This is a genomic window from Cytobacillus sp. FSL W7-1323 (assembly GCF_038595015.1).
Lineage (GTDB): Bacteria > Bacillota > Bacilli > Bacillales > Cytobacillaceae > Cytobacillus > Cytobacillus kochii.
The window spans coordinates 280064-291983 of sequence record NZ_CP151998.1 but is presented as its reverse complement, the minus strand read 5'-3'; the positions used below and the strand labels follow the sequence as shown (position 1 = coordinate 291983).

Here is an 11920-nt window from a genome sequence, read left to right as displayed (position 1 = left end):
TTATAGTGTTAGTGGTTTATAACCTTTTCTTTTTTTATAATGTTCAAGTGTACCCATCTCTAAGTTAGCTACCATTTCCATTCTCTCTAAATCTCTTCTTGTCACAACAGGATCCGCCGCATTCCAGCGCACAGTGCGAATGAAATAATACGTTTTAATTGGGTGAAAGACTACTTTTGAATGGGGAAAAGCATCGAAAGTAAATTCAATCGCTCCCCGTTTTTTATAAGAATAGGAAAGAATATTCATTGTGTGAATCCATCCCTTTGCTTTTAAGTCGTACAATTCTTTACCCTTATACGAAAGGTCTTCAATCCCTTTTTCCGCTTTTTCCTCTCATTCTTTAAGTAGCCTATCTCCTTCACGCTTTCGGTAATTGCCTAACCCCCTCCAAATACGCCAACATGCGGCGATCATCATTGATAGGATAAGAGAATCGAAGGTGATTAGCCACTTCTTGAGCTAACGCACGAAACAATTCGCATGTGGTCATAACTGCTTCCCACATATTTTCCTCATCTCCATCACTATAAGTTTTTCTGTACATCTCCCAATAGGAAGGAGGGAGATAACACTTATAATATTTTTCTAACTTACCAGTAGAAATACGAAAATCATATTGAATACCGATCCACCAATCGACCATTTTGTTTAATGCGTCTCTTATGTCAGAGTTAAACATTGCTTGAGCATATGGCCATTCATCTCGCCAAATGCCTTTCGCCACATTTTGTAGACACCACCAGAAGTTATTTGTATAAGCATCATATTCACCTTCACTCGGTGTTTGCACGTGGTAATCGACATCTGTCGGAGGAGGAATAATGGGCAAGTACTCACCTTTATCTAATAAAGGAACAGTCAGTTTATCTTCCCCATATTCTTTTCGCATCACTTCCTTCGTTTGAAAGCGAAGATCGATGCGATTGCCGTCTGTAAATAGCATCAGAAAACCATAACTCTTGAAGTCTTGCACTATTTCTTTACCAAAATCATTTTTATCTGGTTCTTGCTTCATAATCAACTCGCCGAATGATGCGATCCAATTTTGATTTTTAATAAAAGGCTCGGTATCTTCAACGACATAAACAATATCATAATCTTGAAACTGGTCTCTTGGGACATTTATATTTGTTCTGGAACCGTTCATATAGACAGCAAAAATCCTCTCTTCGTTTTTTGCAAAGTCTATAATCGTAGCCATCATTTCTGTTTCTGACCTCATCACTTCACCACCCAAGTATTGGTTCTTTGTTTGCTAAGTAAAGTCCTGCTTCCGGCGATTATTAGATAAGTGATTGTGCTTGTAATCTCGTTAATTCTTTTTCAATGTTCTCTACATCAATGCGCGCAAACAATGGTTCAACTGGTGCAGTGAGTGTCACACCATTCAAAACAACCTCTTGCCATCTCCGCTCTTGGACATTGAGTAATTCAAATACCTTTTCACTTGAAAACGGTAAAAAAGGAGAAAGTAATTGCGCGAGGTTGGCAAGAAGATAAACACAATTAGCTAACGTTTTTTCACAAGTCCCTTGATCCTCATGCCATTGTTGCCATGGCTTTTGCTCATCAAAATATTTATTAAATTTTCGTACATAGGCGAATATATTCTCTAGTGCTTGCTTCATGCTTCCTTGTTCGATGAGGTTTCCAACTTCTTGATATAAGCAGTTTATTTCTCCTTTTATCTTTTCATCAATATCCGACGTTGTAATGACACCGGCAAATGATTTTTCAATAAATTTCAACGTACGATTCACAAAATTCCCATATGCACCGAGCAATTCGCTATTATGGCTATAGATAAACTCTTTCCAAGAAAAATCGGCATCGCGATTCTCCGGTGCATTAATCGTAAGAAAGTAGCGAATCGAATCTGGTTCATATCTTTCTAAGAAATCAGGCACCCAAACAGCCCAATTTTTACTCGTCGATAACTTCTTTTTTTCTAAAGTAACATATTCGTTGGAAATCACCCTTGTCGGCAATGCCGCAATTCCTATTCCTTGTAAAATGGCGGGCCAAATGACCGTGTGGAACGGGATATTATCTTTTCCGTGCACATAATACGAGGTTGTTTCATTTGACCAAAAATGATGATCATCCTGATTGTTTTCTTCGGCCCACTTTTTACTTGCTGAATAATAGCCTGAAACCGCCTCAATCCATACATACACCTTTTTATCTTCATAACCAGAAACAGGGACACTGACACCGATTGGTAGATCTCGAGAAATGGCTCTGTCGTGCAAGCCTTCACCTAAATACCTTTTCGTTAAATGCAGTGCATTCTCTCTCCATAAATGTTGCACCTCAGCCCGTTGTGTATATTTCTCCAAATCAGCTTGTAAGTCCCTTAGTGCAAAATAAAAATGTTCTGTCTCCCTTGTCGTCGGTGTGTGACCACAAATTTTACAGCTGCGTTCATGAAGTTCAAGGGGCTCTAAGATGGTTGCACAATGATCACATTGATCGCCTCTGGCAGGTTCATTGCAAACTGGACATAATCCTTCCACATAGCGGTCTGGCAAGAACTGCTGACAATGGTCACAATAGGTTTGCTCTACCTTTCGCTTGTAGATCAAGCCTTTTTCTAAAAGCGCTAAAAATATTTCTTGTACTACATGATGATGATGAGCTGTATCTGTTCTTGTATAAATATCATAAGAAAAACCTAATTGCGTAAAGCAATCAACAAACTCTTGGTGATAGTGATCCGCTATCGCCTGCGGCTCTACCCCCGCCTGTCTTGCCTTCACAGTAATCGGTGTACCATTACAATCACTGCCTGAAACATATAGCACTTTTTCTCCTTTTAAACGATAATATCTTGCCAAAATGTCTCCAGGTAGCAAACTTGAAACATGACCGAGATGTAAAGATCCATTTGCATAAGCCCACGCCCCACCAATAAAAATACTCATCTTCTATTCCCCCTAAATTGTTAGCCTGTTTGATTGAGACGTGACTGCAAACAAAAAACCTCGCCCCATAGCTATTTCTAGCTAAGGGCGAGGTTTACACCACGCGTTACCACCTTATTTTACAAATAGGTTGCCCTACTTGCCTCATCAAGTACGCCAGTCCCAATCGGCCTTTATACTGTGACATTGATAACGAGTGCCAAAACTCGGTGTAGCCTACTTATACTTATAAACAAGTATGTTCAGTACACAGCTCAGAGACCATTTTCGAATGATTGCTTTTTGCTTCTTCTCAGCTACCGAAGCTCTCTGCTTAAAAAACGACACATTCTACTTTTTCTCTTCATTGCTTTTGGAGTGAAAATATTTAAATGTAATTGTAATCAACTGGGTTTTGAAAGTCAATGGGAGAAGTGAAAGGCAAATGTGTTTTGCTCGGCTTTCGTGACGGATTTTCTAGTTGAATGACTTGCTAATGCTATTTGCTCGGCTTTCGTGGCAGATTTTCTGACTGAGTGACTCGCTAATACTATTTACTCGGCTTTCGTGACGGATTTTCTGGCTGAGTGACTCGCTAATGCTATTTGCTCGGCTTTCGTGACGGATTTTCTGGCTGAATGACTCGCTAATGCTATTTGCTCGGCTTTCGTGGCGGATTTTCTAACTGAATGACTTGCTAATGCTATTTGCTCGGCTTTCGTGGCGGATTTTCTAACTGAATGACTCGCTAATGCTATTTGCTCGGCTTTCGTGGCGGATTTTCTAACTGAATGACTCGCCTATGCTATTTGCTCGGCTTTCGTGACGGATTTTCTGGCTGAATGACTCGCTAATGCTATTTGCTCGGCTTTCGTGGCGGATTTTCTGACTGAGTGAATCGCTAATACTATTTGCTCGGCTTTCGTGACGGATTTTCTGGCTGTATGACTTGCTAATGCTATTTGCTCGGCTTTCGTGGCAGATTTTCTGACTGAGTGACTCGCTAATGCTATTTGCTCGGCTTTCGTGGCGGATTTTCTGACTGAGTGACTCGCTAATGCTATTTGCTCGGCTTTCGTGACGGATTTTCTGGCTGAATGACTTGCTAATGCTATTTGCTCGGCTTTCGTGACGGATTTTCTGGCTGAATGACTTGCTAATGCTATTTGCTCGGCTTTCGTGGCGGGTTTTCTAGTTGAATGGCTCGCTAATGCTATTTGCTCGGCTTTCGTGACGGATTTTCTGGCTGAATGACTTGCTAATGCTATTTGCTCGGCTTTCGTGGCGGATTTTCGTGCTGAATGACTCGCTAACGCTTCCTTTTTTACTTTTTTCACCATTGTTGGTTGTGTATTTCGGCCAAATCACGGGTCTTTATCTATTTCTCGGCGGCACGGGAAAACAATATTTGCCGACGATTTATCTTTCGATTACCAATAAAAGGCCTGGGCTCATCGGGCAGGCACGCGGCGTCATCTACCACTGACCATGGATTATTCTTTTCCCTCTCATAGCTTACTTATTACTACTATTGGCCTTTTATCTCGTCTCGTCAGGTTAAATAACCAGACAAATAAAAATTGGCGGAGGATGACTCATTTATGATTTTTGGGTATATAGAAGGGTAGAGAAATAGGAGGGGAATCACCATGACCATTGAATCCATCATCATTGGCGTTATTCTTATATTCATTCAACTTTTTGCACTAAGGATTATTAAATGGCTACCAATGAAAGAGCAGAAAATACTTTCACTTTCCGGCGGTGTGGCGATCGCTTATGTATTTGTATATATTCTCCCTTCCATGCATGAAGAACAAGACAAGTTAGGTGGCACACTAGCGATCGATTCCGAACTATACTTCTTGGGGTTAATCGGATTAATTGTTTACTATAGTGTGTATAAATTCGCAAAATCTACAAAAGCGCAAAAAATGAACCAAAACGCCGCCTATTTTGTGCAAGCAACTTTTTTCGCTATCTATACATTTATGGTTTCTTATATTGTATTCTCATCTGACGTTCACTCTGGTGAAGCTTTATTTTATGGATTAGCCATCGGTCTTCACTTTATCGGCATATCCTATCATATTGGAAAAGAAAACGAGGATATTCACCACCAATACGGACGCTTTCTATTTGCGATAGCTACGCTTATAGGGGCAATTGCCGGATCAATGGGCCCTACTACAGGGTTATTCGTCCACTCCATCATCGCTTTCAGTTCAGGCGCAATGATCTTTAATGTCATTAGTAAAGAGTTACCGGAGGAAGACTATGCCCACCTGCCCACTTTCTTATTGGCTTCCCTTTTGTACTCATTGATTCTCTTTACTCTTAAAACCGTCTTTAATTGGTAAATAAAAGGAGAAAACCCAATTTAAATGACATGAGCAAATTCCCAGAAACATTTGTTCATGTCTTTTTTATGGAGTTGTACTCAACTCTTCTTACTTACTTTTTCTGTAAAGTATAGCACTAGTAAGAATCATAACGACTGTACCAATCATTAATAAACTGTTTGGGATCCAATACAATTCACTCGGTAAAGTACTAAAAAATATGATAGACAGCACGATCAAAGGTAGCATGCCTAAAATATACAGACGGATGATTGGGTTTTGCCACTTTATATTAAACTGATTCAACTAATTTTCCCCCTTTGTGCTAACTAGTAATCATCCCCCACAACCCTTTCAAAAAGAATTCCGCCTTCGCTCCCCAAATGTTGATGACATACACTTGATCAAAATAGACCATTACCCCAATAATAATCAAAATGAAACCACCCATTTTCATCAAATGACTCGAATATTTATGAAAGAATCGCACCTTCTCAATAGCAAAACCTAGTAAAATAAACGGTATAGAAAATCCTAACGAATAAGCTGTAATATGGATAAAAGTTTGTTCTGGTGGTTGAGCCAAACTAGCGTAAATAATAGCACCTAAGATGGGGCCAATACATGGGGTCCAAGCGGCAGCAAAAATGACGCCTACTAAGTATGAACTCAAAAAAGTTCCTGCTTGTTTATATTTAAAGAGGCGTATCTCCTTCATAAGAAGTTTCGGCTGAAAAAGACCCATTAAAAATATCCCCATCATAATAAGGAAAATCCCACCAAACATGCGAATGAGATCATTATATTCTCTAAAAAACTCCCCAAGAAAACTCGCAGAAAAACCCAATACATAGTTTAAAGATGCTAATCCGAAACAAAACGCAACCGCATGAAGGATTACCTTCGACTGTGCACCATGCTTTTGTTTCAGGTCATTTACCGATACCCCGGTAATATAAGAGATAAAAGTCGGATATAACGGTAGCGTACACGGAGAGAAAAATGCCAATAGCCCGCCTAATAATGCTAAGGTTACTGTCATATTCATTATATCCATCACTAGGTATCCTCCTGATCCATTTAAGTAAGTGTATTTCAGTATCTTACAGTAATTCTAACCACTTATGATATGGCATATGTAATTGCATCGCCGTTTGTAGCCATTTCTTTTCTTCAGAAGATAGGAAATCGACGACTCGAAGAAAGTCCTCTTGATCTTTCGCTCTCGTATCTTTCGCTTTATATAACAACACCACTTCGGGACTCAAATAAGGAATGCCTTCTTTGTTTACGGACTTCATTTTTTCAAATGAATAACGAATACGCTCATCTCTTCTAAAGATCCAATCGTTATGTTGGATTTCATTTAACAATACCTCTAAAGAAGTACCATTTATCACATTCTGGCAATGAATTTCATGAATCGGTCGCTGTAAGTTTTCTCCTTCCCACATAACTAGTTCACCATTCACCACTTTCTGAAGCCTCCATTGTTTAAGGTGATTTTTTACATGCGCTTGATCATGACGAAATACAGCGATTTCAATATCTTTATGTTCTCTAGTCTTTTGACCGATATGCAAATCAATCGCCCAACCACCCGCAATAAACCACGGTTTATCAAATCCCGACATGAGTTCCTTTACTCTATGACAAAGTTGGAACTCCGTCATAATTTCAACCCCATACATAAAGCTCCTGCTACCGGATTGTACGTATATGGCGGAATTTCATAAAACTGGTTAAGAGAATAATCTCTTGAAACGACCAAATCATCTACTCCTTTCTTCAACAACCAATCATCATTGATATTTAGCTACTCTTATTTAGTCGCCGAAATGATGATCATCATGGGTCTTCTCATTTCATTCTTCATTTCCTCTGTATGCATCATATGTTCTGGTGGCTTTGGTTCCACTACTCTTGTGATTTGAAAACCTTGCTTTAGTAAGCCATCAAGATAAGTAGTCAAAGTTTTATGGTATTTCGTTACTTTTTCTCCCAAAAAGGTTGTTTGTCTTTCTCCTTCAAAGAAATAATGGTCGACAGGAAAATGAGAAACCTCTTGCTGTACATCATAGAACCAATCTTGACTACCTTGTGCTGTAAAAATAGGATGTTCTACAGAAAAAATAAATTGTCCTCCTTTTACCAATCCCTTATGAACATTATTAGCCACTTCTTCAAAGTCAGGTACATAGTGTAGGGCAAGCGAACTTACTATCACATCATAATGCCTCTCCTTTATTTGCATATCCTCTATTGTGGATCGAATATATGTAACATTTTCATAGTCTTGTGACATTGTTTTTGCTTTCGAGATCATTTTTTCAGAAATGTCTACTCCCACAACTGATTTAGCTCCATGCTCTGCCGCGAATCGGCAATGCCAACCGAAACCACAACCTAAATCTAAGACGGTTTTATCCTGAAAGGTCGGCAGCATACCTTTTAATGTTTGCCATTCTCCAGCTCCTTCTAAGCCTTTTACCGATCGTGTCATTTGGCTATATTTTTCAAAAAAGGATGCTTGATCATATATATTCTCCTTCATAACGAACCTCCTTCTTATAAAATATTGAACTTCTTTAATGCCTCATAAATCCCTCCTTCACTTGCCCTAGAAGTCACATAATCCGCAGCAGTCTTAACGCCTTGGCTACCATTCCCCATCGCAATTCCTAGCCCAACAAGTTTCACCATATCAATGTCATTGTCGCCATCACCAAAAGCAATTGTTTCATGGGGGTACACATTGAAATAGGCTAATACTTCTTTTATTGCTACATACTTAGATACCTCTTTTTCAACTACATTTAAGATATAAGGGTGCCACCTCTTGAAGATTAAATAAGGAAACGTTTGCCGATAAATATCTACTACTCTATCATTCGCAAATAAACATAAAAGATAGACCTCCTCCTCAAGAATAGCAGGCTGTGTACTCGGATAATCAGCAAGAGATAAAGTCTCATTAAGTGCTGTAAGAATAGCTTCTTCTTTGACACCATTCATATAAAGGATTCAGTATAAAAAGATAAACCATGTTTCATTTTTTCTGCAAAGTTCATCACGTCTATTAATCTCTCTTTATTAAATGGAATCTTATGTATGACCGTCTGTTGATGCTTGGCATACCCTCCGTTAGCTGTTATAAATGTCTCAATTCCTATTTCCCGCAACTCTTCACACATGGATAATGGTCTACCAGTAGCCGCAACAACGTGTATACCTTTCTCCATCAGTTTTCTAATCGCTACCTTAGTTGTCGGTGGTATACTCCCATCTTTTTCACTCGTTATCGTTCCATCCACATCAAAGAATACCAGTTTATAAGTCATCTTCTCTCAACCTCTTTATGATGATAAAAATAAGGATTGTACCACGGGGGTTCATGTGTCCTTATATATGTCCAAGTAAAATCAACATCCACCACATAAATATCACTTTCTCTCTCGAAATCAATCGCCTTGAGTGATGTTACCCGATCAATGATATACGCAGCAGCATCCATCTCGTAAAATATATAACAAGACATATTTTTCATTTGATCTAACCTACCTCTAGCCTGTTCTCCTTCTAGACAAGCGACTGTCTCATAACTAAAAACGTGCCATAGAAACCCACAAATTCTCCCTTTATCATATAAATGAATCTCTTCTTCTTCACTCTTATTCAAGTGACTAGCAATTGACTGCTCCCAGCGATATTGTAAATAAGACCCCATTTCGGTATCTCGGTTACTTTTACTCCCCGATCTCGCAATCTTGTTACTAAATCCACCACTCCATCACTTCCTATCCGCCAACAAGAAAACCTCACCTGTATTGGCATCAACCCCATACAAACTATCAATCATTGCACTTAAAATATATTTTCGTGTATCAAAGTCATACACATAACTAGGTTTTAACTCAATGAATTCCTTGATTTTTTCATAGGCTTTTTCTTTTGATAGGACAACCTCATCCGGGCCATCATACGATTTAAATTGATCACTTAATATCTGGTTGTCTATATAATTAATCACCTCGAGCGAACGGGGATCGATAAAGACTTTCAGTTTCCGCTGGAAAACAAACGAGTGGCTCTTACTTCCTTTTAAATTTGCGTGAATATAACCAATATCCCGATTGAAAGAAGTTAATAACCATTCCCCTGAATACTCTGGGTATACTTGTCTTAAAAACGTTTGAACGACGTCAATATAAGCAGTTACTTCACTTTCATTAATCAGTTCAGTATCAGCACTAGGTTCATTCGTGAATGCCTGTTTTGCTGAGATATTTTCTATCAACATCAACTCACTCCGAGTGAAGTTATTTTGTAACGGCTCCGACCAAACCAATAGCTCTTCCAATTCAATACGTCCACATCTATCGGTAAAACCTTCAAAAGGAAATGTTTTCGAAAGATCATTGGCTATATAAATTTCCTCTACAGCATATACAGCGTGGATTTTTTCCTCTTCAAAGGAAGGATCATGTATCAGTTTGATTTGCGATTGGGCAGCTTTCTTTACTTGCTCAACGGTCAATGTATATTCCTCTTCTTTCACTACTTCTTCTTTTAGAAATTGCCCATAAACACTATAAAAAACGAGTTTCCCTTCACTATTTAATTTCAGTTCAATATAACCAGGTGGAGATATGTCTATCCCTTTATAACATTCTTTAAAAACGTACTTGTCCCCTTTATGAGAATCCAGTTGAAAATGCCTACCATATATTAAATTCGTTTCCGCTTCTATCCATTTGATAATGCTTTCTACATCCCGCTGTTGAAAGACAACACCATGCTTTGCATATGTTTTCCCTTCCACAAAAATAGCGGATTCTACCTTATTTGTTTGCAAATCGATCGTAATTACTGCCGTTCCCTCAGGATTTAAATTTTCCTCAACAATACCTGCCTCTTTAGGAAACCACTCCATACAATATTGGTAAACTGTTTCATTAAAAAGTGTTACACGGCGACTGTAACTACTACGACATAAATCATAATGAGCTAAGCCGAACTTGAATCTGGTCCATTCTATTATTTTTTGCTCTTGTTCGTTTATAATCATTTCTTAAGCATCTCCCTTAACACATTCGTCATGTCGCCTGTGGTCAAATACGTCTCCCCATCATTAACCATATACATGAGAATACTAGGTTCATCTTGTTCTCCTACCCATAAATGAATGGCATGAGTAGGCAAACCCTTTTTATACTCAACCATTACATCATAATCTGGCAGTCTTTCATTTATTACTGTTGGCTCTTTTACAGCTGTTAAAATGACTTTTTCCACTGTTTTTATGTCTGCATCTTCTTTGATAGAAAAAAGGATGGTTTCATTTATTTCACCCACGCCTTTTGATGGTGAAAAATGAATAGCTTTAATTGGCTCGTTCAATAACACCATCGGCTCTCCCTTTTCACAACCGATGAGAACTAATACGCTTAAAACGATAGCGAGGTATATACTTTTCATACTTACTCCTTCATACATATAAAATGGAAATATATTCTTATTATCATACAATGGAACAAAAAAAAGAGCCACACTTCATGTGACCCTTTACATCATAAAAATAATGATAAATCCTAATAAAACAAGCAGTATCGTACCAAGTAATGCCGCATAAAAAATCTGCAGGCCCATTTTCTTAAAAGCGGAGAGTTCTACATTTAGCCCTAAGCCCGCCATTGCCATCGCTAATAATAAATATGATCCACTAATAAGCCATTGAACAAGTTCAGTCGGCAACCACCCCAACGTATTGATGGCACTCATTGCGAGAAAACCGAAAATAAACCAAGGAATAGGTAACTTGTTCTTTGTTGCGCTCTCTTGACTTTCCCGCTTCTTCATATAATAGCCGATAAGAATGGCCACTGGTACAAGTAAAATGACTCTTGTTAGTTTAACGATGATGGCGATATTCTCTGCCTCCACACCACCAACAGAAGAAGCAGCAACAACGTGCGCAATCTCATGCAGGGTGCCTCCAGTTAACATACCATATTGGTAATCGGTTATTGGTAAAATCGGATAAAGAAATGTATAAAGTAACGTGAATAGCGTACCAAGCACAGCAATCACACCGACACTGACAGCAGTCACACTTTCCTTCGCTCTGACAACAGATGCAATCGCCACAATCGCAGCCGCACCACAAATCGCCGTACCACATGCCGTTAATAAACTTAATGTCTTATCCACACGAAGCATCCTAGCGAAGCTATAAACTGCTATGAGGGTGACACATAATAAGAATGCCGCATAAAGAAAAGTACTTACACCTGCATGAGCTAAATCGGATAAATTAAGGCGCAAACCTAACAAGATAATGCCTAGTCTTAATAATTTTTTACTAGAAAAATCAACACCGACTTTATATGAACGGTTCCAACCAATCGTATGAGACCAAATTATACCTAGCAAAATGGCTAAAACAAGATGACCGATTATCGTCAGGTAAGGTAGTTTGGCGAGAAGGCCAGCCATAATTGCAATAATCAATGTCGTTCCTATTCCAAAATAAAAGGAGCCTGTTCTCAAAGATGACTTTAAATCCATTGCTGCCTCCCCTTTCTCTATTACAGTATAGTTTTGTCCTTTTTATTTTGGAAATAAATATATATAATAATACTTATTCATTTTATTAATAAATGGGGTGGTTAT

16 protein-coding genes and 1 other annotated feature are annotated in these 11920 nt (G+C 38.6%); of the genes, 1 reads left to right on the top strand and 15 read right to left on the bottom strand.

The window, feature by feature from the left end; translation table 11 throughout:
* From MKX67_RS01580 to MKX67_RS01565, 4 genes are all read right to left on the bottom strand, one after another.
* Entirely contained in the window at window positions 1-249 is a 249-nt protein-coding gene (locus MKX67_RS01580; protein WP_322910332.1) for a hypothetical protein, read from the bottom strand.
* 112 nt (window positions 250-361) lie between these two features.
* Window positions 362-1225, bottom strand: coding sequence for an aminoglycoside 6-adenylyltransferase (locus MKX67_RS01575; RefSeq protein WP_095370980.1), 864 nt, complete (start codon window positions 1223-1225; stop codon window positions 362-364).
* Window positions 1226-1286: 61 nt separating this feature from the next.
* Entirely contained in the window at window positions 1287-2927 is a 1641-nt protein-coding gene (gene metG, locus MKX67_RS01570; RefSeq protein ID WP_095370981.1) for a methionine--tRNA ligase, read from the bottom strand.
* A gap of 80 nt (window positions 2928-3007) precedes the next feature.
* Window positions 3008-3283, bottom strand: a binding site (T-box leader).
* Window positions 3284-3706: 423 nt separating this feature from the next.
* Window positions 3707-4246: a hypothetical protein gene (locus MKX67_RS01565; RefSeq protein WP_322910267.1), complete on the bottom strand. Its 540-nt coding sequence runs from the start codon at window positions 4244-4246 to the stop codon at window positions 3707-3709.
* A 309-nt stretch (window positions 4247-4555) separates the two neighbouring features.
* On the opposite strand from MKX67_RS01565, the gene MKX67_RS01560 reads away from it, so the two are divergent.
* Window positions 4556-5266, top strand: a complete 711-nt coding sequence (locus MKX67_RS01560) for a hypothetical protein (RefSeq protein ID WP_095370982.1) — start codon at window positions 4556-4558, stop codon at window positions 5264-5266.
* 90 nt (window positions 5267-5356) lie between these two features.
* Here the strand turns inward: MKX67_RS01560 and MKX67_RS01555 are convergent, their stop codons facing one another.
* The 11 genes from MKX67_RS01555 to MKX67_RS01505 form a co-directional block, all read right to left on the bottom strand.
* Complete coding sequence (locus tag MKX67_RS01555; RefSeq protein WP_095370983.1) at window positions 5357-5554, bottom strand: hypothetical protein; 198 nt, start codon at window positions 5552-5554, stop codon at window positions 5357-5359.
* A gap of 19 nt (window positions 5555-5573) precedes the next feature.
* Complete coding sequence (locus MKX67_RS01550) at window positions 5574-6305, bottom strand: cytochrome c biogenesis CcdA family protein (RefSeq protein ID WP_322910331.1); 732 nt, start codon at window positions 6303-6305, stop codon at window positions 5574-5576.
* 46 nt (window positions 6306-6351) lie between these two features.
* Window positions 6352-6921 carry a hypothetical protein gene (locus MKX67_RS01545; RefSeq protein WP_322910266.1) on the bottom strand — a complete coding sequence of 190 codons (570 nt, stop codon included), beginning with the start codon at window positions 6919-6921 and terminating at the stop codon, window positions 6352-6354.
* Window positions 6918-7040, bottom strand: a complete 123-nt coding sequence (locus MKX67_RS01540; protein ID WP_322910265.1) for a hypothetical protein — start codon at window positions 7038-7040, stop codon at window positions 6918-6920. The genes MKX67_RS01545 and MKX67_RS01540 overlap by 4 nt, the downstream gene beginning before the upstream one ends.
* A 30-nt stretch (window positions 7041-7070) precedes the next feature.
* Window positions 7071-7802 carry a class I SAM-dependent methyltransferase gene (locus MKX67_RS01535; RefSeq protein ID WP_322910264.1) on the bottom strand — a complete coding sequence of 244 codons (732 nt, stop codon included), beginning with the start codon at window positions 7800-7802 and terminating at the stop codon, window positions 7071-7073.
* 14 nt (window positions 7803-7816) lie between these two features.
* Window positions 7817-8263 (bottom strand): HAD hydrolase family protein, encoded by a 447-nt coding sequence (locus MKX67_RS01530; protein WP_322910263.1) that lies wholly within the window; start codon window positions 8261-8263, stop codon window positions 7817-7819.
* A complete protein-coding gene (locus MKX67_RS01525; protein ID WP_322910262.1) occupies window positions 8260-8589 on the bottom strand; it encodes an HAD-IIB family hydrolase in 330 nt (109 codons plus the stop codon). Before MKX67_RS01525 ends, MKX67_RS01530 begins: the two co-directional genes overlap by 4 nt.
* A complete protein-coding gene (locus tag MKX67_RS01520) occupies window positions 8586-8975 on the bottom strand; it encodes a DUF4275 family protein (protein ID WP_342488796.1) in 390 nt (129 codons plus the stop codon). Before MKX67_RS01520 ends, MKX67_RS01525 begins: the two co-directional genes overlap by 4 nt.
* Window positions 8976-9038: 63 nt before the next feature.
* Window positions 9039-10316, bottom strand: a complete 1278-nt coding sequence (locus MKX67_RS01515; RefSeq protein WP_322910261.1) for a hypothetical protein — start codon at window positions 10314-10316, stop codon at window positions 9039-9041.
* Window positions 10313-10726 (bottom strand): hypothetical protein, encoded by a 414-nt coding sequence (locus tag MKX67_RS01510; RefSeq protein ID WP_095370989.1) that lies wholly within the window; start codon window positions 10724-10726, stop codon window positions 10313-10315. Before MKX67_RS01510 ends, MKX67_RS01515 begins: the two co-directional genes overlap by 4 nt.
* Window positions 10727-10813: 87 nt before the next feature.
* Complete coding sequence (locus tag MKX67_RS01505) at window positions 10814-11815, bottom strand: putative sulfate exporter family transporter (RefSeq protein ID WP_095370990.1); 1002 nt, start codon at window positions 11813-11815, stop codon at window positions 10814-10816.
* Between the last annotated feature and the right edge of the window lie 105 nt (window positions 11816-11920).

Bases quoted from the DNA above. Each gene is read 5' to 3' on its own strand.
- MKX67_RS01530 (WP_322910263.1), bottom strand. From the start codon at position 8,263: ATGAATGGTGTCAAAGAAGAAGCTATTCTTACAGCACTTAATGAGACT.
- MKX67_RS01550 (WP_322910331.1), bottom strand. From the start codon at position 6,305: ATGGATATAATGAATATGACAGTAACCTTAGCATTATTAGGCGGGCTA.
- metG (WP_095370981.1), bottom strand. From the start codon at position 2,927: ATGAGTATTTTTATTGGTGGGGCGTGGGCTTATGCAAATGGATCTTTA.
- MKX67_RS01510 (WP_095370989.1), bottom strand. From the start codon at position 10,726: ATGAAAAGTATATACCTCGCTATCGTTTTAAGCGTATTAGTTCTCATC.
- MKX67_RS01565 (WP_322910267.1), bottom strand. From the start codon at position 4,246: ATGGTGAAAAAAGTAAAAAAGGAAGCGTTAGCGAGTCATTCAGCACGA.
- MKX67_RS01505 (WP_095370990.1), bottom strand. From the start codon at position 11,815: ATGGATTTAAAGTCATCTTTGAGAACAGGCTCCTTTTATTTTGGAATA.
- MKX67_RS01525 (WP_322910262.1), bottom strand. From the start codon at position 8,589: ATGACTTATAAACTGGTATTCTTTGATGTGGATGGAACGATAACGAGT.
- MKX67_RS01545 (WP_322910266.1), bottom strand. From the start codon at position 6,921: ATGACGGAGTTCCAACTTTGTCATAGAGTAAAGGAACTCATGTCGGGA.
- MKX67_RS01575 (WP_095370980.1), bottom strand. From the start codon at position 1,225: ATGAGGTCAGAAACAGAAATGATGGCTACGATTATAGACTTTGCAAAA.
- MKX67_RS01515 (WP_322910261.1), bottom strand. From the start codon at position 10,316: ATGATTATAAACGAACAAGAGCAAAAAATAATAGAATGGACCAGATTC.
- MKX67_RS01535 (WP_322910264.1), bottom strand. From the start codon at position 7,802: ATGAAGGAGAATATATATGATCAAGCATCCTTTTTTGAAAAATATAGC.
- MKX67_RS01580 (WP_322910332.1), bottom strand. From the start codon at position 249: ATGAATATTCTTTCCTATTCTTATAAAAAACGGGGAGCGATTGAATTT.
- MKX67_RS01560 (WP_095370982.1), top strand. From the start codon at position 4,556: ATGACCATTGAATCCATCATCATTGGCGTTATTCTTATATTCATTCAA.
- MKX67_RS01520 (WP_342488796.1), bottom strand. From the start codon at position 8,975: ATGGGGTCTTATTTACAATATCGCTGGGAGCAGTCAATTGCTAGTCAC.